We start from the raw sequence: 20209 nt of genomic DNA, 5'->3' as shown, positions 1-20209 counted from the left end.
GCGGCCCGTGACGCTCGCCCGATGCCAGGTGCTATCGGGACGCGGGTGTAAGGCGCCGGCTGAACAGCACCGATCCGCTCGCATCGCACAGATCGACGGTCAGTTCTCGTGACTTCCCGTCGATGCGCACCTCGCCGAAGTGCTGGAAGGCGTCCAGCGGCGAACTGTTCTGGACCGGGGGTGCGTGCACGAAGACCGCCTCCGGACCGAACGTGCCATCCAGCTGGTTCGGGCCGAACGCGCCCGCGTTGAGCGGACCCGAGACGAACTCCCAGAACTCGTCGAAGTCGGTGAAAGCCGCGCGCTCGGGGGAGTAGCGGTGCGCCGCGGTGTAGTGCACGTCGGCGGTGAGCCACACGACGTCGGCCACCTTGTTCGCTTTGATGGACGACAGCACCCGCGCGATCTCGCTTTCCCGGCCCGAGGGCGCGCCGGGGTCGGCGTTGGCGGCCCCTTCGTAGGCGCTGGTGTTCTTCTGTTCACCGTCCGGGATGATCACGCCCAGCGGCATGTCGCTGGCGATGATCTTCCACGTCGCCCTGGACTCGCGCAGGCCGTCGATCAGCCAGGTCGTCTGTGCCGGGCCGAGAATCCGGCCATTGGGTCCGTTGTTGGCGTCGTTGGCGTCTTTGTTCGTTCGCATGTCCAGCACGAAGACGTCGAGCAGCGGGCCGTACGCGATCTTGCGATACAGCCGTCCGTCCGCCGCCTCCTTGGGCTCCAGCGGCATCCATTCGTGGAATGCCTGCCAGGAGCGGGCGGCCAGGGTGTCCATGCTGCGTTCGCCGTAGCCCTTGGACTCGGCGACCAGGCCGCCCGGGTACCAGTTGTTCACCGTCTCGTGGTCGTCCCACTGCACCACTTGCGCGACCGCGCTGTTGAAGCGGCGGTAGTTTTCGTCGGTCAGGTTGTAGGCGTAGTTGCCGCGGAACTGCTCCAAGGTCTGCGCGACAGCGCTTTTCGCCTCGGTCACCACATTGCGCCAGATCCGGCCGTCGGGCAGGGTGACCGATTCCTTCAGCGGTCCGTCGGCGTAGATCGAATCGCCGGAGTGCAGGAACAGGTGCGGGTCGCGGGCGGCCATGGTGGCGAAGATCTTCATGCCGCCCAGGTCCGGGTTGATGCCGTAGCCCTGGCCCGCGACATCGCCGGACCACTGCAGCTTGATGTCCGCCGCGGCGGTGGGCACGGTGTGGAAGACGCCCGTGACGGGTTCGGAGGTGGCGCCGTTCTCGCCGTGGAGCGTCACCCGGTAGTGCACCTGCTGTCCCGCGGGCAGGCCGTTGACCCGCACCCGGCCGGTGCCGTCGGAATCCGGTGTGAGCAGCGGCCCGGTGAAACGCTTGGCGCCGGTGAACGATTCGGTGGCGGCGGTCTCCACGATCAACGTGGCGGGACGGTCGGTGCGTGCCCAGATCAGGGCGCCATCGGTGCGCGGGTCACCCACCGCGACGCCGTGCGTGAGCACCGGGCGCTGACGGACCAGGCCGGGGCCGCTGTCCGACGAGCACGCGGCCAGCGCGGGAGCCGATACGAGTCCGAGGGCGGAAGCGCGCAGCACGGTGCGCCGGGAGATGCCGAATTCCGAACCGGTCATGCAGCAACCTTGGCGCAGCTATCTCAACGCCATGTAAACGGGCTCGGTCCGCACGGCCAACAGCCGCCCGCCCTGGATATGGTCGGCGGTCAGCGCGCCGACGCCGATCGGGGTCGGTGTCCGCGGCGTTCACCGCGCCCTGGATCTCCACGATCGTGCGCAGCGCGACCAGCGTGCCGGGCAGGTGAGCAACCTCATCCCACTATCCGCTGTCTCCGGCGTTCGCCACCGCGGCCCGCGTGTCCTCGGAATACTCGACCACGCGGCACATTTCGATTCCGGCCGGCGCTGTTCTCTCGAGCCGAGAGAGGTATCCGAGGCCGTCGTAGGCGACCGAGGCCCGAATATGAAAACGGCCCCGAGATCACGTGTCTCGGGGCCGCGGTGAGGTTCGGTCAGCCGGCGGCGGTGTCGGGAATGCGCACCGGGACGGCCTCGGGGCGGCTGCCGCTCGGGACGCCCTTCTTGAGGCTGTGGGCGTAGACGTCGACGTACTCCTGGCCCGTGAGCTGCATCAGCTCGTACATGACCTCGTCGGTGACGGCGCGTTCGACGAAGCGGTTGCCGCCCATGCCCTCGTAGCGGGAGAAGTCGATGGGCTCACCGAACTTGAGGGTCACCTTCCTGCGGCGCCAGCGGAACGGTCCGGGCGGGGAAACCTCGTTGGTGCCGATGACGGCGACCGGGATGACGGGGACGCCGGTCTCCAGCGCGAGGCGAGCCAGGCCGGTCTTGCCCTTGTACAGGCGGCCGTCGGGAGAGCGGGTGCCCTCCGGGTAGAGACCGACCAAGCGGCCCTCGTCGAGCAGCTTGTGGGCCGCGTTGAGCGCGTCCTCGGCCGCGTCGGCGCCGCTGCGATCGATCGGATACTGGCCGGCGGCGCTGAAGAACCACTTCTGCAGGCGGCCCTTGATGCCCGGGGTGGTGAAGTACTCGGCCTTGGCGAGGTAGGTGATCCGCCGCGGGCTCAGCAGCGGCGCGAACAGCCAATCGGCGAAGGAGAGATGGTTACCCGCCATGATGGCCGGCCCATGCGCCGGAATGTTCTCCACACCCTCGACCGTAGGTCGGTTGTAGAGATGAATGAATGGTCCCAGCAGCACGAACTTCAGCAGCCAGTAGAACATGACGTCCTTCCCCCGGAACCGGGATAGTTGCGGGCACCTACATCAAGTGCCGACTTTACCGCTGGTGCAAGATCACATCCAACCGCAGCGGCGAATCTCACCACACTTCGGCCGCGTCGTCGAGCGATCGCGACCCGCAGCGTGTCGCCGCAGGCCACGAGGGTCCTGCCGGGGCGCGTCAATGGCTCGTTCGCGCCACTCGCGCGGATTTGCGCGCACCCGCGGGCAGCGCCGCCCTCGCCAGGTCCGCGGCGCCGATCATGCCCGCCGCTTCGCCGAGCTGGGTGGTCCGGATACGGGCCAGCGGCCGGTGCCCCGCGCCGGTGACCGCGCGCGCGTATTCTTCGCGCGCCTCATCCAAGAACAGCGGCGCCGAACTGCTCACGCCGCCCGCGATGACCACCAGATCCGGATCGAAGATGTCGCTGACGAACGCGAGCCCGAGCCCGAGCCAGCGGGCGAAGTCGGCCATCACCCGCACCGCGAGCGGGTCACCGTCCTGCGCGGCGCCTGCGACCCGGCGTCCGGTCAGCGACCCCGGATCGCGTGCCACGTCCCTGGCCAAAACCGAGCGCACCGGGTCGGTGGCCAGCATCTCGATCGCGGTGTCGGCCAGCGCCGTTCCGCTGCAGTAGCGCTCCCAGCAGCCGTGCTTGCCGCACGGGCAGGGCCGCCCCTGCGGAACCACTTGCAGATGACCGAGTTCCGGCGCGACGCCGTGCGCGCCCCGATACAGCTGGCCGTCGATGAGCAGGGCGGCGCCGATGCCGGTGCCGATCGCGATCAGCACCACGTTGTGCCCGCCCGCCGCGGCGCCGAACCGGTACTCGGCCCACATCGCGGCGTTGGCGTCGTGCTCCAGGATCACCGGCAGCCCGAGGCGTTCGCTGAGCCGCTGCGCGACCGGGGCGTCCTGCCAGGGCAGGTGCGGGGCGAACCGGACGCTCGAACGGTCGCCGTTGATGAATCCGGCGACGGCCAGGCCCACCGCGCTGATCGGGTGCCTGCCGCACAGGTCGCGCACGGCACGGTCGAGCGCGTCCTCCAGCGCCCGCGCGGAGTGCGGCGTCGGCGCCTGGACGGTGTCGAGCACCTCGCCGTCGGCGTCGATCACGGAGGCGCGAATATTGGTGCCGCCGACGTCGATTCCGACGGTCAGCGGTCGCGCGCCGGCCATCTGGTGCGTCATACCTTGATCGTCACCGGGATGTCGACGTAGCGGGAGCGCTCCTCGTCCTGCGTGTCCGCGCGCGGGCCGTGCCGATGCGGCGCACCGGTTTCCGGGTCGGCGTCGGTCGGCATGACCGGCTCGACCGGCACCCCGGCCAGCGCCTCGCGCAGCACGGTGACGATCGCGGTGCTGTGCTCGGCGACCGCGACCAGTACCTCGTGGTGCTCGCCGCGCACCAGCGCCGCGGCCGCGCACACCGGGCACCAGCTGCAACTGGACCACTCGACCTGGCCTTCGGCGGCGCGCCGCAGCACCGGCTCGACGCGTTCCAGCACCGCCTCGGCCAGCAGTTTCAGTTCCTCCGTGAATTCGGCGATACCGTCGGGCGCGGCGTGGCCGCCGGTCTCATCGTCCACGGGCGGACGCGGATCATCCGTCATAGTCGTGGCTTTCGGACAGCGGCGACCAGACCCGCGGATCCGGCCGGAACCGCACCACCAGGTATCCGTCGTTCAGTTCGGCGCCGTCGACCGTGCACCGCCGCAATACCGGCGCCAGGCGCACCCGGCGCCGGACACCGTCCGCTCCCACGATCAAATCGTCCTCCACTCGGCCAAGGCGCAGCGTCGCGGCGTCGACCACCGGTAGGTGCATGCGTAGCGCGTACACCGACTGCAACCCGGTGCCGGATTCCCGTCGAACCACCGGTTCGCCGGAACTCGCGTCGACCTCCGTCTGATTGTCGCTCAGCATAAGCGCAGCGTCGTGCGTATTGCCCGCCGAGTCCACCGCGTACGACAGCGCGGCCAGCGAATTCAGGCCGATCGGCTCGGCGCCGGTGTGCCGCGCGATCAGCACCGGGACGCCCGGCATCTTGCGCCGCAACTCGGCGATCACGTCCTCTTGTTCACCGCGCCGGTCCGAATACCACTGCACCGCCGGATGTTCGGCTCCCGCCGTACCGGCGGGCGGAGCGAGATCGGGCAGCACCTTGTTCACCACCACGGCGTCCAGCCGCAGGCCCAACAACGCCGCCGCGGACCGCACCCGCTCGGATTCGGCCACCGCGACCCGCTCGGCGACCGTGACCAGCCGCGCCCCGGTGCGCCGGTGGTCGGCGAGCAGATCGCGAACCTCGGTGACGGCCTTGACGATCCGTTCGACCGTGGCGGCGAGCACGGCGCGGCGCAGATCGGTGCCCGCGGCGCTCAGCGCCCGCGCGTGCGGCGGCCAGATCCGCTCCAGATAGCCCAGCAGCGTGTCCGGCGCGGTGACGATGCGCAGCATGTCCGCCGACGGCGGGCAGTCGACGACGATCAGGTCCCAGGTGTCCTCCGCGGCGAACTGGGTGATCTCCACCAGCATCAGCAGTTCCTGCACGCCGGGCAGCCCGGTCAGCTCCGCCGGGTCGAGTGCGGCGAGATCGACGCCGTGCTGGTGGCCGCGACCCGTCGAGATCATCCGGACCACGTCGCGGAACCGGTCCTCGAGCAACGCGAGCGAATCCACCTCGATCACGTCCAGACCGGGTAGCACCGTCGCGATGCCGGTCACGGTGCCGGGATCGTGCGGGAAACGGAAGCCGAGCGCGTCGCCCAGCGAGTGCGCCTGATCGAGCGAGGCGACCAGCACACGGCGGCCCGACCTGGCCTCGGCCATGGCGGTGGCGCAGGCCAGCGTGGACTTGCCTACCCCTCCCTTGCCGATGAACAGGTCGACCCGGGTCTCGTGCGCGATCAGCCTTCGACCCGTTTCTTCAGTTCCTTCAGCGCGGTATCGGTGATCACCTTTTCGGCCTTGCGCTTGAACATGCCGATCATCGGAATGTTCAAATCGACGGTCAGCGTGTAGACGACCTCGGTGTTGCCATCGGGGAGATCGATCAGCTCGTAGGTGCCGTGTTGCGCTTTCTGCAGTTCGCCGCTGAGCAGCGTCCAGCTGACCGCCTTGCGGTCGGCCCGCCAGTCGTAGGACAGGACGTAGGTGTCCTTCACCACCCCGGTGTCCAGCACGAACCGCGCGGTCTCGGCCAGGCCGTCCGGCCGCTTCTGGAGCACCTCGACCGATTTCGCCGCCGCCACCCACTGCGGGTAGGACTCCAGGTCGGCGATGACGGCCATCACCTGCTGCGACGGAGCCTCGATGACGATCGATCTCTGGGTCCGGTCGGCCATGCGGACAGCGCTTCCTTTCAGCGTCGGTGCTGGGGCGTCAAGACAGGTGCGCGGGCGCCACACCGGCCGGGCGGCCAGACTCCAGCCGGGACTTCAGTTCGAACGACATCTTCTTGCCCGCGACGCGGCGCGCCCGGTTGGCCGCGGCGATCTTGCCCGCGGGGAGCGCGGGCACCGGTTCGGCGTGCACGAAGTAGTGCAGGATCACGCCGTCCAGGGAGGGTTCCAGCCACACTTCCATGGTTCCGGTCAGGGCGCCGGTCACCGACCAGCGGATCCCCTTCTCGCCCCGGTCTTCCCGGACCTCCAGGACCAGGTCCGGCCACCACTGGCGCCATTTGCCCGGTCCCGCCAGCAGCTCGGCGACGGCTGCCCCCGATGCGGCGACGAAGGTCTGATCTGCGACCTGGATACTGCTCACTCCGCTGAGCGTAGTAGATGCGACGCGGATCACCGCAGCAGCTGTCGCAGGCGTGCGCCCAAGCTGTCCCAGCGCCACTGCTGCTCGACGAACGCCCGCCCCGCCGCGCCCATCCGCGCGGCGGCATCCCGATCGGACAGGATCTCCACCAGGGCGTCGGCGATCTGCTGCACGGAACGGCCGTCCACCACGCGACCGGTCTTGCCCTCGATGACGGTTTCCGGAGCACCACCGGAATTGCCCGCGAGGACCGGAACGCCGGACGCGGACGCCTCCAGGTAGACGATGCCCAGGCCCTCCACGTCCAAGCCCGCGCCCCTGGTGCGGCACGGCATCGCGAAGACGTCGGCCAGCGTGTGATGCGCGGCCAGCTCGCCGGACGGGACGCGTCCGGTGAACACCACGTCATCGGAGACGCCCGCGGCCACCGCCAGCGCGCGCAGCTTCTGCTCGAACGGGCCGCCGCCCGCGATCACCAGCACGGCTCCATCGACCCGCTCCCGGATATCGCGCATCGCCAGAATCAGCGCATCCTGACCCTTGCGCGGAACCAGCCGGGACAGGCACAGAATGGTCGGGCGATCGCCGAGACCGTAGCGTTCGCGCAACTCGGCCCGCGCCGCCGGATCCGGGCGGAACACCTCGGAGTCCACGCCGGGCGGCAGATACTCCAGCGCCGCGTTCGGCCCGAACGCGGACGCGAACCGGCGGCGGGTGTAGCGGCTGACGTAGGTGACGACGTCGGTGTGCTCGCCGATGGCGCGCAGCGACTGCCTGGCGCCGGGCAGCATCGACCAGCCGACCTCGTGACCATGGGTACTGGCCAGAATGCGCTCGGCGCCCGCACGACGCAGCGAAGGCGACATGAGCGCCAGCGGCGCCGCCGCGCCGAACCACACTGTGTCGCACTGCTCGCTGCGCAGCAGGCGCGCTGCGCGGCGCAGCACGAGCGGAGTCGGCAGCATCAGCGTGGTGGGATGGCGCACCACCTGGAACTTCTGCTTGGCATCGAACTTCAGATGGCTGTCGCCGCGCCACCGCGGGGCATAGACCACCAGGTCATCGGGCGGCAGCTGACCGGCCAACGCCTGCAGATACGACTGGATACCGCCCGGCCGCGGCGGGAAATCATTGGTAACCAGCAAAGTTCGGGCCATGCGGAACAAAATACTGTGTTTGTTTTGCAGCGCCTGCGGCGCTGCGTGTTCGCGGCCCTCTTGTGGCTCCTGACGCCGGCGCCGCCGCCGGGCGCTTCGTCGCTTGCGCGTCGGCCGCTCGGACGCGAGCCGGGCCGCGAACGGGGAACGCTCGGTCTCGCTGCGCTCGAAAGTGGGAGTCGGGCCGATGTGGTTGCGTGGGTGGTAGTGGCTGTACCCGGGGTTTGCGGTGTTCGATGGGTCGCGGTCGGGTGTTGCCGCCCGGTGTCTGTCGTGGGCGTGGCGCCTGGTCGGACGCGAGCCGGGCCGCGAAGGGGCAATGCTCGTCTGGCTGCGCTCGAAAGTGGGAGTCGGGCCGATGTGGTTGCGTGGGGTGGTAGTGGTTGCACCCGGGGTTTGCGGTGTTCGATGTGCCGCCCGGGGTTCTGTTGTGGGCGTGCCGCCTGGTCGATGTGAGCCGGGCGCGAACAGGGATGCGCGGTCTGGCTGCGCTCGAACAAGGGGTTGCGCCGACTAGTTGCGTGCGGCGGCAACGCGGGCACTGGGTGTGCTGCGACTGGATGTCAGTGGCTGTATCGCGCAGCGCGCTCGGTGGCGGAGTGCCGGGGCCTGGGTGCGCGGGAGCTGGCGGTGGTCAGGTGGCCTGGGCTCGCAGCCAGGACCGCCAGTCGGTGATGAAGTCGGTGCGGGTGGTGCCGAGGACGTCGCGGAGGATGCGGTCTTCGGTGGTGGGGTTCTGCTCGGCCGCGGCGACGCGGTGGTAGAGCTGGACGAGGCGGGGCCGATCGTACTTCTCGGCGACGAAAGCGCAGATCGACCAGGCCTTTTCGTAGGCGAGCGCGGCGTTGGGGCCGGAGAATTCGGCGTCGGCGGGGAGGTCGCCGGGGATGTCGCCCGCGTGAGCGTGGGCGGTGACGGTGGGGGCGACGTCGGCGAAGCGACGGCCCTGTCCGTGGTTGGCGGTGTAGTCGGCGAAGCCCTCCAGCATCCACAGCGGTGCGCCGTCGACGGTGTCGGCGCGGGCGGCGATGTGGGTGAGTTCGTGACGCAGCAGGGTGGCCATGCCCGCCGGATCGAGGCGGCGGCCGGTGTCGGGTCCGAAGACCACGCGCTGGCCGGTGGGCCGGCTGCCGGGCGTGAACGGGTCGGCGATCGACGCGGCGGCGACCTCGGCGGGCACGAGGCTGCTCGCGCGAACCAGGCCCGCGAATTCGGACGGGGACGAGGCCACGACCACCAGCGCCGACTGCGCCCAGCCGGTGCCCCACACGTCGGTCACCGCGGCGATGGCGGCGGGGAGTTCGCGCTCCAGGATGTCGATGTCGGCGCGCTGGGCGGGATGGCCGACGACCAGGGACTGCCGACCCGCACCGGTCGGCACCTGGCGGGCGACGACCGGCCCGAACGGTTCGACGATGCGCCGTACCTCGGCCAGCCGGGGATCAGCGGCCGCGGCCTGGCCCACGACATCGGTCGAACCCGGTTGGGCGGCACGCATGGTCGGCAGCACCGCGTTGGGCAGCATGAGCAGGGCGACACCCACCCCGGTCAGCGCCACCACCACGGCGACGGTGAGACAGAACTCGAAGCGCCGCCGCGCCGACCACCAATCGCGCAATCTCCGCATGCCGGTCATCGGCGCTCGCTCATGCCTGCGCCTCGCTGGCGCTCGGCTGCGGCACGAGCGAGTACTCGGCTGTGTTCTTGGTTCGCTCGCTGGCGCTCGCTCACGACCGCGCCTCGCTGGGGCTCGGCTTCGTCGTGCGCGAGGGAGCGTTGTGCTTTCGGTTCGCTCGCTGGCGCTCGCTCATGCCTGCGCCTCGCTGGCGCTCGGCTGCGGCACGAGCGAGTGCTCGGCTGTGTTCTCGGTTCGCTCGCTGGCGCTCGCTCATGCCTGCGCCTCGCTGGCGCTCGGCTCCGGCACGAGCGAGTGCTCGGCTGCGTCGATGGTTCGCTCGCTGGCGCTCGCTCACGGCGCCTAGTATCGCCGAGCCGAGTGGAACGGCGTCGAGCCCAGGGGGGCGACCGCGACGGGGACGCCGAAGGTGGAGGCGTGCAGCATGAGTCCGTTGCCCGCGTAGATGCCGACGTGGGAGGCGTCGGAGTAGAAGAAGACCACGTCGCCGGGCTGCATGTCCTTCTTGGCGACGGGCGTGCCGTAGGCGGCCTGCTGGGAACTGGTGCGCGGCACGGTCTTGCCGACTTGTTTGAACGCCCACTGGACCAGGCCGGAGCAGTCGAACTGGCTCGGGCCGGTGGCGCCCCAGACGTACGGGTCGCCGACGCGGGTGAGCCCGGCGGCGAGCGCGCTGGTGCCGCTGCCGGGGACCAGGCCCTGCAGCAGGGTGTCGCGGTCGTATCCGGGCGGGAACGGTGAGCCCGCCAGCGCCGACTTGTCCGTGGTCGACAGCCCGCTCCATGCCTGCACCACTTGGGCGATCGCGCTGCCCAGGTCGTTGCGCTTGCGCTCCAGATCGCTGCGCACCGCGTCGGCCTTGTCCGCGGCCGCGCGGGCGGCGTCGGCGGCGGCGCGGGCGGTCGATTCGGCCGCGGTCGCGGCGTCGGTGGCCTTCTTGTACCGGTCGAGAGTTTGCGAGGTCTGCGCGGTGACCACGTCCAGCGTGGACATCTGGTCGAGCAGTTGCTGCGGTGAGTCGCTGACCAGCACGGCGAACAGGCGGTTGGTGCGTGCGCCTTGGTAGGCGGCGATCGCGGTGCGGTCGATGACCGGCTGGTACCGGCGCACCTCGTCGCGGGCGCGGTCGACCATGTCGGTGCTGGCGGCCAGCTTGGCTTCGGCGTCGCGTTGGACGACGAGTTTGGCGTCCAACTCCGTCTCGGCGTCCAGCGCTTGCTGATTGAGCTGCTCGGACTGTCGGGACAGATCGATCATCCGCTGCACGGCTTCGGTGGCCGTCGCGGGAAGCGCGACCGGATCGGCTCCGGCGGGGCCGCCGCCGCAGAGCCCCGTGGCCAGGATTCCGGCTGCGAGCGTCGCTCCCACCAGACGTTTCCTGCGCTGTATCCGGTGATGTTCAGCCACAGCCCGTGGTGCCCCGTTCTCTCGTGAAGCGATCTCTCGTGAAACCGACGCAGAGGCCTTCGCCGAACCCGGAGGTTTGCTAGCCGCGAACCCGGGGTATTCAGCGAAAGGTCTCGGTTAGGTTACGGAACGGCGTGTGTCGATGTCCAGTAGAGAACGGAATGATCACGCCATCCGCGCTGCGGTCGGGCCACAATGTGTGGCCCGACCAGCGGCTTCTCAGAACCGGCGTGCACCAGCGATCGGCATCGAGGAGATCGGCGCGACCTGCACGGGCGTGCCGGAGGTGGCCGCGTGCACGATGTTGCCGTCACCGGCGTACAGGCCGGAGTGGCCGCCGCCGTAGAAGGAGACCAGGTCGCCCGGCTGCAGGTCGTCCAGCGACACCGGGGCACCCGAGGCGAGTTGCGCGCCGCTGGTGCGCGGCAGCTCGACGCCGGCCTGCCGGTAGGACCACTGCACCAGCCCGGAGCAGTCGAACGAGTTGGGGCCCGCGGCGCCGTAGACGTAGGGGGAGCCGACCTTGCTCAGGGCGGCGTCGAGCGCGATCTCGCCCGCCGGCTTGGGGGCGGCGAAGGGCAGCGGAGCCGGACCCGGCAGCTCGAGACCCGGGACACCCGGCGGGACCGGGATCTCGTTCGGAACCTCGATGGTTCCCACGCCGGGGATGGTCACCGGCTGGGCCGACGCGGGGGCGGCCGGCAGCAGGAACGCGCCGAGGGTGGCGGCGCCGACGGCCCCGGCGGCAACAGCGCGCTGGGCCTGACGCTTGACGGCGTTGGTCGTCATGATGCGGTACTCCCAATCTGCCTCACGACGCCGCACCCGGTGGTGCCGCGGACTTCGTCGGACTCCGTGAGGTCTCGAAAAGATTACGAAGACATCACGGTGATTTGTAAAGAGCGCGGAATGCGAAAAGCCGCCGTCCGGCGAATTTGCGGGCGAATCGGTGTGAGATACGTCCTACGCAATCACGGAAAGATAACGAGGGCGAAATGGCGGGACGCACCCGGATGCGGGGCGCAGTGCGGAGTGGGTGTAGTCCACGGTGCCCCGATCCTGTGCATCAGCCAATTTCCCAAGGTAGGAGTGGTGAAATCGCCATAGACCGCGATACGGTCGGTCATTCGGGCGCCACGGTGCCGAATCTGCTCGACACGCCCGGCGGTAGCCGACCGTGCATCACTCGACACGCCTCAATGTTTGATACAGTTATCTCCGATATGTGATCTGCGTCACTTTTGGGTATTTCTAGATCATTTCCCGGGTATCGCCCCCGAATCCGCACGGTGTTATTCGGACATTTCGTGCCGAGATCGCGCGCCCGTTTCCTGTCGGACCGTGGCCCTACGCTGCACGCCGTGTCCGACCCAGCGCCGCACGCGACCGCAGCCAAGCAACTGGCCTTCGACGAACTCGACACGCCTCTGTACGAGACCACCTTCGTGGTGGTCGACCTGGAGACCACCGGCACCAGCCCCGGGGCCGACGGCATCACCGAGATCGGCGCGGTCAAGGTGCGTGGCGGAGAGTTGCTCGGCGAGTTCGCCACACTGGTCAATCCCGGACGCGAGGTACCGCCCGCGGTCGTGCACGTCACGGGGATCACCACCGCGATGGTGTACGCCGCCCCGCGGATCGAGGCGGTGCTGCCCGGCTTCCTGGAATTCGCCGCCGGTGCGGTGCTCGTCGCGCACAACGCCCGCTTCGACATGGCCTTCCTGCGCGCCGCCGCGGCGCAGTGCGACATCCCATGGCCCGCGGCGCAGGTGTTGTGCACGGTGAAGCTCGCGCGGCGGGTGCTCGGACGCGACGAAGCGCCCTCGGTACGGCTGAGCTCGCTGGCCCGTTTGCTCGGCGCCACCACCCAGCCGACCCATCGCGCCCTACAGGACGCGCGGGCCACCGTCGACGTGCTGCACGCGCTGATCGGCCGCGTCGGGAACCAAGGCGTGCACAGCCTCACCGAACTGCTCGACTACCTCCCCGACGTGACGCCCCGGCAGCGCTCCAAGCGTTTCCTCGCCGCCGATCTGCCCGCCGCCCCGGGGGTGTATCTGTTCCGTGGTCCTTCCGATGAAGTCCTCTATATAGGGACGGCCGTGAACTTGCGCCGCCGCGTCCGCAACTACTTCACCGGTTCGGAAACCAGAGGCCGGATGAAAGAGATGGTGTCGCTTGCGCTTCGGGTCGACCACGTGGTGTGCGCGCACGCGCTCGAGGCGGGAGTGCGGGAACTGCGGCTGCTGGTGGCGCATACCCCGCCGTACAACCGGCGGTCGAAGTTCCCGAAGCGGGCATGGTGGCTCACCCTGACCGACGAGCCGTTCCCGCGTTTCTCCGTGGTGCGGGAACCGGCCAGGGATGCGCTCGGGCCGTTCAACTCCCGCAACGACGCCGCGGATCTGGGCGTGATCATCGCGGAGTTCACCGGCCTGCGCACCTGCACCACCCGGCTGACCCGCGGCGCGGTCCACCAATGCCCGCCCGCGGTCGTCGGCGGCTGTCCGGCGGGCTCGGACGGGGCCTCGCTCGGGGCGGCGGACTATGCCCCCGCGCCCGCACTCGTACGCGCACTCTTCGCCGGACGCTCCGACGCGCCGCTGCGGGCCATGCTCGATCTGATCGAAAGGCACTCGCGCGCCGAGCATTTCGAGGCGGCGGCGCGGTTGCGTGACCGTGTCGTCAAGGTGGTGCGCGCGCTGCGTCGCACCCAGCGACTCGCCGCGGTCGCGCGAATCGCCGAGCTGATCGCCGCGCATCCGGACGGCAACGGCGGTTGGGAGTTCGCGGTCATCCGATACGGGCGCCTCGCCGGTTCCGGTACCGCCCCGCGCGGAGTGCCGCCGATGCCGATCGTGGAACAGATCGTTGCCGCCGCCGAAACCGTGGTTGCCGCAGGCAATTCCGCCCACTTCGAGCACGCGCCCGCGGACGGAGAAGTCCCCGTGTCCGCACACCCCCGACACGGCGAGCCGATCGCGGAATCCGACGCGACGGCCTCGGCGGAAGTCTCTGGCTCGGCCGGGTCGATACGGGATGCCACCGATTCCGCTGGCTCGAAAAGGGCTGGCATGCGGCGGCCGGTAGAGCGTGCGGGCGAAACAGGGTCGTCCGCGCATGCCGGACAGCCCGCTGCGCATGCCGCGCTCGCCCCAGTCTCTTGTGTGGCCAGCGACTCGACCGTGTCACCTGTGGATCCGGCAGCTTCGCCCGGTTCGGCGGGCTCCGCCACGGGTGGGCATCCGGGCCCGCGCACTCCGGAGTCCGTTGCCTCCAACTCGGCTGACGCAGACGCCCACCAGCCGCATTCGGCCGCCCGGATTCGGCCGCAGGCCGACGCCCCTGCCCCGGCACGGCCGCACCTGGACGCTGCGCTGGGAATCGGGCTCCACGCCGACGTGTCCGCACACACCTGGTCGCCCGCGGACGCTCCGCCGTTGCGCGGCGCCTCGCCCGAAGAAGTCGCCTTGGTGGCGCGCTGGTTGGCACGACCGGGGGTGCGGATCGTGCGGACCAGCGAGGGGTATCGCGAGCCGATGTACGGCGCGGCGCGGTGGCTGGGCTGGGCGGAGTTGGCCGACGCGGCAGCGCGCGCCCAACCGACCGAGCAGGCGTACCTCGACCGCTTAGGCTGAGCACCATGATTACCGCGATCGTCCTGATTCACGCCGACAACGGCCGCATCCCCGAGACCGCGCAGGCGGTCGCGGATACCGAAGGCGTCGCCGAGGTGTACTCCTGCGCGGGCGACGTGGACTTGATCGCGATCGTGCGGGTGCGCGATCACGAGCAGATCGCCGAAGTGGTGACCGGCCGGATCGATAAGACGCCCGGTGTCCTGCGCACGACGACGCACATCGCGTTCAAGTCGTACTCGCGGGCCGAGGTGGAGGCGGGTTTCTCGCTGGGGGAGTAGCCCGGCCTGCTCAGTCTTCGATCTCGACGCTGTAGGCCGGGAAGACGTTGCGCTCGCCGGACCCGAGCATGTCGATCACGTCGCCGGAGCATTCGGGCGAGTCGTAGATCCGTACGACGCTGTCGGTGTAGTTACGCACTTCCACGTCCGACCCGTCGCCGACGTGCAGGCAGCCGCTCGGTTCCCGGTAGGTCGTGTCGTCGATGATCAGAACTCCCGCGACCGCCCCGGCGACAGGCGCGGCAGCGACGATGCCCGTCGCGGCGAGCACACCGAGCAGCGCCGAAACCGTGTATCGCATGTCTGTGCTCCTCGTCGGTCGAATCGACCGGCGCGGCGCCCGACGAGCTGAGCTATGCGCCGGATTGCGGGTGTGACCCTATCCGGCGTACCCACTCTCACCAGAGCAGCCGCTCGAGACGGCGTGTTCGGGGCCTGCCAGCGCAGGGAACAGCGTGCCGGGGTGGGGGAGTCAGTTGTCGCCGAGCGTCTGCGTCAGCTTCGCCCACCGCTCCAGCAGCGCGGCCGACTTGCCGCTGTCGATGGCCTCGGCGGCGCGGTCGATGCCCGCGGCCAGCGCGTCGTGCAGGTCGGCGTCGGGATCGCCCGCGCCGCGCGCCCAGTCGTAGGCCACGATCGCGGCAGCCGAATTGAGCAGCACCGCGTCGCGCACCGCCGCGCCGCCGCCGGCGAACACGTCGCGGGCCACTCCCGCGTTGACCTCGGCGTCGCCGCCGCGCAACGCGTCCAGCTCCACGCGCGGGATGCCGATCCGGGTGGGATCGATGGTCGCATGGCGGGTGCGGCCGCCGGAGACGATCCACGCGGAGGTGGTATCGGAAGTGGTGATCTCGTCCAGACCGTCGTTGCCGCGGACCACCAGAGCGCTGGCGCCGCGTTCGGCGAACACGCCCGCGATCACCGGGAGCAGATCGGGGAACGCGCACCCGACCAGGCCCGCGCGCGGCTGCGCCGGGTTGGTCAGCGGCCCGAGCACATTGAAGACGGTGGGAATGCCGATCTGACTGCGCGCCGCTCCCGCGTACCGCAGCGCAGGATGGAAGACGGGCGCGAAACAGAACCCGATGCCGACCTCCCGCACACAGCGCGCCACCGCCTCGGGACCGAGCGCGAGCTTCACGCCCAGCGCTTCGAGCACATCGGCGCCGCCGCTCTTGGACGACGCGGCCCGGTTGCCGTGCTTGACCACCGGCACGCCCGCGGCGGCCACCACGATCGAGGACATGGTGGAGATGTTCACCGAGCCGGAGCGATCGCCACCGGTGCCGACTATGTCGACCGCGTCACCGTCGATCCGCACCAGCCGGGCGTGGTCGAGCATGCCCGCGGCCAGACCGGTCAGTTCGGCGGGGGTGGGTCCCTTGATCTTCATGGCGACACCGAAGGCGGCGATCTGCGCGGGAGTGGCGTTGTCGGACATGATCTCGTTCATCGCCCACGCCGTGTCGTCCGCCGCCAGGTCGCCACCGTCGGCGAGAGTCCCGAGCACCTGGGGCCAGCTGCGCACGCTCATTCCACACTTCTCCCGTCACACTGGTCTCGCACACCAGTTTGTCCCGCAAGCAGCCTAGGCCCACCACCGGTTTCCAGCGCAGCGAGACCGAGCATTGGCTCGTTCGCGGCCCGGCTCGCGTCCGAGTCGACGACGCCCAAGCGACGCGGCCGCGGCGGCGGTCACTTGGCCCTGGCTACGCCGGGTCGGCGAACGCCGAGGTCCTGAGGTTGTCGCTTTCGGTGACCGCTCGGCCCGACACCGTCTTTCGAGCGGAGCGAGATCGAGCATTGCCCGTTCGCGGCCCGGCTCGCGTCCGAGCGGCCGCCGCGTCCGCGACGCAGTCGCCAGCGGCGGTCGCTCGGACGCGAGCCACAAGGGGGCCGCGAACACGCGGCGCCGCAGGCCCGCGAAACCGACACAGCTCTACGGCCTGCGTAGTAGAACGGGTACCGTAGAGGGCGTGTCCGCCCCTCCTCGCCGCTCGGCACATAATCGTCCGGCCCTCATCGCGCTGGTGGTCGTCGCCGCGCTGGGCTGCTTGGCGCTGGCCTGGTGGCAGTGGGAGCGGTACGAGTCCGCGAGCGGCACCGGCCAGAATCTCGGGTACGCGCTGCAGTGGCCGCTGTTCGCGGCATTCGCCGTCTTCGCCTACTTCCGGTTCGTCCGGCTCGAGCGCGAGGCCGAGGAAGAGGAAAAGGACGAGCCCGCCGACACGGGCCGCGGTACCGCCGCACCCAGACGTGCCGCGAAACCGGTTGCTCCCAAGGAGATCCCGGCGGGCCTGCTGCCCGAGCGCCCGAAGGCCGTCCGAGACGAGGACCCGGTGCTCGCCGAGTACAACCGGTACCTCGCCGAGCTGCACGCCAACGACATCGATGCGCAGGTCCGCCTGCACACCCGCGAGAGGAGCGCCGGTTGACCACCAGCGAGAATTCCACCGAGACCGCCGTCGCCCCCGCGCGGACGGCGAACGCCGCCAAGATCGCCCCGGCGCTGCTGCGCTACCGCGCGCTGGCCTGGATCACCGGTCTCTGGCTGCTGCTGCTCACCGGTGAGATGATCGCCAAGTACGGCTTCGGCGTGCACACCCCGAGCTGGATCGCCGTGGTGCACGGCTGGGTGTACTTCGTCTACCTGCTGGTCACGGCCGATCTGGCGGTCAAGGTGCGCTGGCCGGTCCCGCGCACCGTCGGTACCCTACTCGCCGGCACCATCCCGCTGCTGTCGTTCTTCGTCGAGCACATCAACGCTAAGCAGGTCAAGCAGGACTTCGGGGTCTGACCCCGAATCGCCCCGCGTCAGCCGGCCAGTGCGGCCAGCGCGGGTACCAACCGGGCCAGCGCCCGCCCACGATGCGAGACCGCGTCCTTCTGGGCGGGCGTCAGCTGAGCCGCGGTGATGTCGCCGCCCGCCGGGATGAACAGCGGATCGTAGCCGAAACCGCCGTCGCCCACCGGCTTCCGTCCGATCGAGCCCGGCCATTCGCCGCGCACCACGGTCTGCGCGCCGCCCGGCACCACCAGCGCGCAGGCCGACACGAACCGCCCGCCGCGCCGCTCGTCCGGGACGTCGGCGAGCTGTGCCAGCAGCAGCGCGTTGTTGGCGGCGTCATCCCCGTGCCCGCCCGACCACCGCGCCGACAGCACCCCGGGCATCCCGTTCAAGGCGTCCACCTCGAGGCCGGAATCGTCGGCGACACAGGCCAAACCGGTGGCCGCGGCACCGTCGCGGGCCTTGGCCAGCGCGTTCTCCTCGAACGTCGCACCGGTCTCGGGAGCTTCGTCGTACGGCGGAACGTCGTCCAGCCCGACGATCTCGATACCGGCGACGCCCGCCTCGTCGAGGATGCGGCGCAGCTCGTTCAGCTTCTTGGCATTGCGGCTGGCGACCAGCAGGCGGCGGGTCATCACTTCTTCTTCGGTTCGGCCTGCTCCGGAAGCACGCCGGGGTACGGCAGCGCCAGCGCTTCCTTCTGCACGACGAACAACTTCTCGCAGCTCGCCAGCGCGGCGTCGAGCAGCTTGTCCAGCGTGGAGCGCGGGAAGGTGGCGCCCTCGCCGGTGCCCTGGATCTCCACCAGCGTTCCGGTATCGGTGGCGACCACGTTCATGTCCACCTCGGCGCGCGAATCCTCTTCATACGGCAGGTCCACGCGCACCCGGCCGTCGACCACGCCGACGCTCACCGCGGCGATCGCGCACGAGATCGGCTGCGGGTCGGCCAAAGCGCCCGCCGCGCCGAGGTAGGTCACCGCGTCGGCCAGCGCGACGTAGGCGCCGGTGATGGCGGCCGTTCTGGTGCCACCGTCGGCTTGGAGGACGTCGCAGTCGATCGCGATGGTGTTCTCGCCGATGGCCGCCAGGTCGATGCAGGCGCGCAGCGAGCGGCCGACCAGGCGGCTGATCTCCTGGGTCCGCCCGCCGATCCTGCCCTTCACCGATTCACGGCCGCTGCGGGTGTGCGTCGCGGCGGGCAGCATCGCGTATTCGGCGGTGAGCCAGCCCAGCCCGGAGTCGCGGCGCCACATGGGCACGCCCTCGGTGACACTCGCGGTGCACATCACCCGCGTCTGCCCGAACTCCACCAGCACCGAACCGGCTGGATGCGTGGTGAATCCACGGGTGATCCGGACCTCGCGGAGCTCATCGTCCGCCCTGCCATCGGCTCGTCTCGACACGGGCCACAGCCTACTGTGTTGGTTTTGCGGTGCCTGCGGCACCGCGTGTTCGCGGCCCTATGGCTCGCGTGCGAGCCGGGCCGCGAACGGGCAATGCTCGGTCTCGCTTCACTCGAAAACGGCAGTCGGGCCAGTGTCGTTGCTCGAGACGGCCATCGCACGACCCGGATGATCGCGGCCCACTGGTAGCTACCGTGTCGGAGGACCGCGGCTTGCGACTTCGTCACTTGCGCGGCGGCCGCTCGCACGCGAGCCGGGCCGCGAACGGGCAATGCTCGGTCTCGCTTCACTCGAAAACGGCAGTCGGGCCAGTGTCGTTGCTCGAGGCGGCCATCGCACGACCCGGATGATCGCGGCCCACTGGTAGCTACGGTGTCCGAGGACCGCCGCTGGCGACTCCGCTGTAGAAGCATCGGCCGCCCGCATGCCACGCATTGAAGCGCTCGGAGTCCGCGGGCGCAGTGCCCGATGTCCGTGCGGATATGGCCGATCATGCGGCGATCCGACGTGCCGGGCACGCCTAGCTCGCCAATGGCTCGCAATGGCTCGCGCCTAGCGGACGGTCGGATAGAACCGGATCAGAGATCGAAGGTCTCGCCCGGCGCCACCGCGTGTACCGGGCCGGAGAACTGCGCCTTTGCCTCGGCGATCACGTCCTCGCGGGAGGTCCATGGGGGGATGTGGGTGAGCAGCAGTTCCTTCACTCCGGCATCGGCGGCGATCTGGCCCGCCTCGGTGCCGGAAAGATGTATGCCGGGCGGGCGATTGGCCGGGTCGTGCGTCCAGGACGCCTCGGCCATCAGCACGTCGGCGCCGTGGGCGAGTTCGCGGACCTGCGGGCACAGCGCGGTGTCGCCGGTGTAGACGAAGGTGCGGCCGCTGACGGTCTCGATCCGCAGGCCATAGGACTCCGGCGGGTGAAACATCCGGCGCGCCGTGACGGTGTGGCCCGGCCCGAATTCGACCGGCTCTCCCTCGGCCCACGGCTGCATGTCGATCACGTCGGACCAGTCGTCGCATTCGCCCCCGACCTCGGCGGACGCGTTGCCGATACGCAGCGACGTGTCCGAGGGGCCGCGCACGATCGCCTTTCCCTCCGGCGGTGTGGGGTGGTAACGCCGCCACACCAGCAGGCCCGGCAAATCCAGGCAGTGGTCCGCGTGCAGATGGGTCAGGAAGATGTCGACCTCACCTGGGTCGGCGTAGCGCTGCAACGCACCGAGCACCCCCGGGCCGAAATCGATGACCGTCGGCGGCATGTCCGGGCCGGTCAGCAGATAGCCCGACGCGGGAGAGTCCGGGCCGGACACGCTGCCCGAGCACCCGAGGACGGTAAGGCGCATTCCCCCATGCTGCCACGCGGAATTCTGGCTCACGAAAGGATCCCCCTCATTTCGCGACGGGCCG

20 protein-coding genes are annotated in these 20209 nt (G+C 70.0%); 4 read left to right on the top strand and 16 right to left on the bottom strand.

Annotated features, from left to right (window positions below; translation table 11 throughout):
* Positions 1–31: 31 nt before the first annotated feature.
* The 11 genes from ACWPXK_RS21865 to ACWPXK_RS21815 all read right to left on the bottom strand — a co-directional run bounded on the left by ACWPXK_RS21865 (position 32) and on the right by ACWPXK_RS21815 (position 11479).
* A complete protein-coding gene (locus ACWPXK_RS21865; RefSeq protein WP_454198042.1) occupies positions 32–1597 on the bottom strand; it encodes an alkaline phosphatase D family protein in 1566 nt (521 codons plus the stop codon).
* A gap of 395 nt (positions 1598–1992) precedes the next feature.
* Positions 1993–2724 carry a lysophospholipid acyltransferase family protein gene (locus ACWPXK_RS21860; protein WP_454198041.1) on the bottom strand — a complete coding sequence of 244 codons (732 nt, stop codon included), beginning with the start codon at positions 2722–2724 and terminating at the stop codon, positions 1993–1995.
* A gap of 178 nt (positions 2725–2902) precedes the next feature.
* The gene (locus tag ACWPXK_RS21855; RefSeq protein WP_454198040.1) at positions 2903–3913 is read right to left on the bottom strand and encodes an ROK family protein; all 1011 of its coding nucleotides are present in this window, start codon (positions 3911–3913) and stop codon (positions 2903–2905) included.
* Positions 3910–4335, bottom strand: coding sequence for a hypothetical protein (locus tag ACWPXK_RS21850; protein ID WP_454198039.1), 426 nt, complete (start codon positions 4333–4335; stop codon positions 3910–3912). The genes ACWPXK_RS21855 and ACWPXK_RS21850 overlap by 4 nt, the downstream gene beginning before the upstream one ends.
* Positions 4325–5608 (bottom strand): ArsA family ATPase, encoded by a 1284-nt coding sequence (locus ACWPXK_RS21845; protein WP_454198348.1) that lies wholly within the window; start codon positions 5606–5608, stop codon positions 4325–4327. Before ACWPXK_RS21845 ends, ACWPXK_RS21850 begins: the two co-directional genes overlap by 11 nt.
* Before the next feature lie 23 nt (positions 5609–5631).
* Complete coding sequence (locus ACWPXK_RS21840; protein ID WP_454198038.1) at positions 5632–6069, bottom strand: SRPBCC family protein; 438 nt, start codon at positions 6067–6069, stop codon at positions 5632–5634.
* Between the two features lie 37 nt (positions 6070–6106).
* Positions 6107–6490 carry a polyketide cyclase / dehydrase and lipid transport gene (locus tag ACWPXK_RS21835; protein ID WP_454198037.1) on the bottom strand — a complete coding sequence of 128 codons (384 nt, stop codon included), beginning with the start codon at positions 6488–6490 and terminating at the stop codon, positions 6107–6109.
* Between the two features lie 29 nt (positions 6491–6519).
* Complete coding sequence (locus tag ACWPXK_RS21830) at positions 6520–7647, bottom strand: glycosyltransferase family 4 protein (protein WP_454198036.1); 1128 nt, start codon at positions 7645–7647, stop codon at positions 6520–6522.
* Positions 7648–8281: 634 nt separating this feature from the next.
* A complete protein-coding gene (locus ACWPXK_RS21825) occupies positions 8282–9283 on the bottom strand; it encodes a hypothetical protein (RefSeq protein ID WP_454198035.1) in 1002 nt (333 codons plus the stop codon).
* A gap of 342 nt (positions 9284–9625) precedes the next feature.
* A complete protein-coding gene (locus ACWPXK_RS21820) occupies positions 9626–10690 on the bottom strand; it encodes an NlpC/P60 family protein (protein WP_454198034.1) in 1065 nt (354 codons plus the stop codon).
* 219 nt (positions 10691–10909) lie between these two features.
* The gene (locus ACWPXK_RS21815; protein ID WP_454198033.1) at positions 10910–11479 is read right to left on the bottom strand and encodes a C40 family peptidase; all 570 of its coding nucleotides are present in this window, start codon (positions 11477–11479) and stop codon (positions 10910–10912) included.
* 572 nt (positions 11480–12051) lie between these two features.
* Between ACWPXK_RS21815 and ACWPXK_RS21810 the strand changes: the two genes are divergently transcribed.
* Together ACWPXK_RS21810 and ACWPXK_RS21805 are read left to right on the top strand one after the other, a co-directional pair.
* Entirely contained in the window at positions 12052–14328 is a 2277-nt protein-coding gene (locus tag ACWPXK_RS21810) for a DEDD exonuclease domain-containing protein (protein ID WP_454198032.1), read from the top strand.
* 5 nt (positions 14329–14333) lie between these two features.
* Positions 14334–14609, top strand: a complete 276-nt coding sequence (locus tag ACWPXK_RS21805) for an Lrp/AsnC family transcriptional regulator (protein WP_043722599.1) — start codon at positions 14334–14336, stop codon at positions 14607–14609.
* A gap of 10 nt (positions 14610–14619) precedes the next feature.
* On the opposite strand, the gene ACWPXK_RS21800 is transcribed toward ACWPXK_RS21805, so the two are convergent.
* Together ACWPXK_RS21800 and trpD are read right to left on the bottom strand one after the other, a co-directional pair.
* Complete coding sequence (locus tag ACWPXK_RS21800) at positions 14620–14910, bottom strand: hypothetical protein (RefSeq protein WP_454198031.1); 291 nt, start codon at positions 14908–14910, stop codon at positions 14620–14622.
* A 171-nt stretch (positions 14911–15081) separates the two neighbouring features.
* Positions 15082–16143: an anthranilate phosphoribosyltransferase gene (trpD, locus tag ACWPXK_RS21795; RefSeq protein ID WP_454198030.1), complete on the bottom strand. Its 1062-nt coding sequence runs from the start codon at positions 16141–16143 to the stop codon at positions 15082–15084.
* A gap of 442 nt (positions 16144–16585) precedes the next feature.
* On the opposite strand from trpD, the gene ACWPXK_RS21790 reads away from it, so the two are divergent.
* A complete protein-coding gene (locus ACWPXK_RS21790) occupies positions 16586–17044 on the top strand; it encodes a transcriptional regulator (protein WP_454198029.1) in 459 nt (152 codons plus the stop codon).
* A complete protein-coding gene (locus ACWPXK_RS21785; RefSeq protein WP_454198028.1) occupies positions 17041–17406 on the top strand; it encodes a DUF3817 domain-containing protein in 366 nt (121 codons plus the stop codon). Before ACWPXK_RS21790 ends, ACWPXK_RS21785 begins: the two co-directional genes overlap by 4 nt.
* A 17-nt stretch (positions 17407–17423) precedes the next feature.
* Here ACWPXK_RS21785 and rdgB read toward each other — a convergent pair whose 3' ends face one another.
* The 3 genes from rdgB to ACWPXK_RS21770 form a co-directional block, all read right to left on the bottom strand.
* Positions 17424–18032 carry an RdgB/HAM1 family non-canonical purine NTP pyrophosphatase gene (gene rdgB / locus ACWPXK_RS21780; RefSeq protein ID WP_454198027.1) on the bottom strand — a complete coding sequence of 203 codons (609 nt, stop codon included), beginning with the start codon at positions 18030–18032 and terminating at the stop codon, positions 17424–17426.
* Entirely contained in the window at positions 18032–18802 is a 771-nt protein-coding gene (rph, locus tag ACWPXK_RS21775; RefSeq protein ID WP_454198026.1) for a ribonuclease PH, read from the bottom strand. Before rph ends, rdgB begins: the two co-directional genes overlap by 1 nt.
* 578 nt (positions 18803–19380) lie before the next feature.
* Complete coding sequence (locus tag ACWPXK_RS21770) at positions 19381–20145, bottom strand: cyclic nucleotide-degrading phosphodiesterase (RefSeq protein WP_454198025.1); 765 nt, start codon at positions 20143–20145, stop codon at positions 19381–19383.
* Positions 20146–20209 lie beyond the last annotated feature (64 nt).

Source organism: Nocardia sp. Marseille-Q1738 (assembly GCF_965283145.1).
The sequence above is the reverse complement of the archived record's forward strand: the minus strand, read 5'-3'. Positions and strand labels throughout refer to the sequence as shown.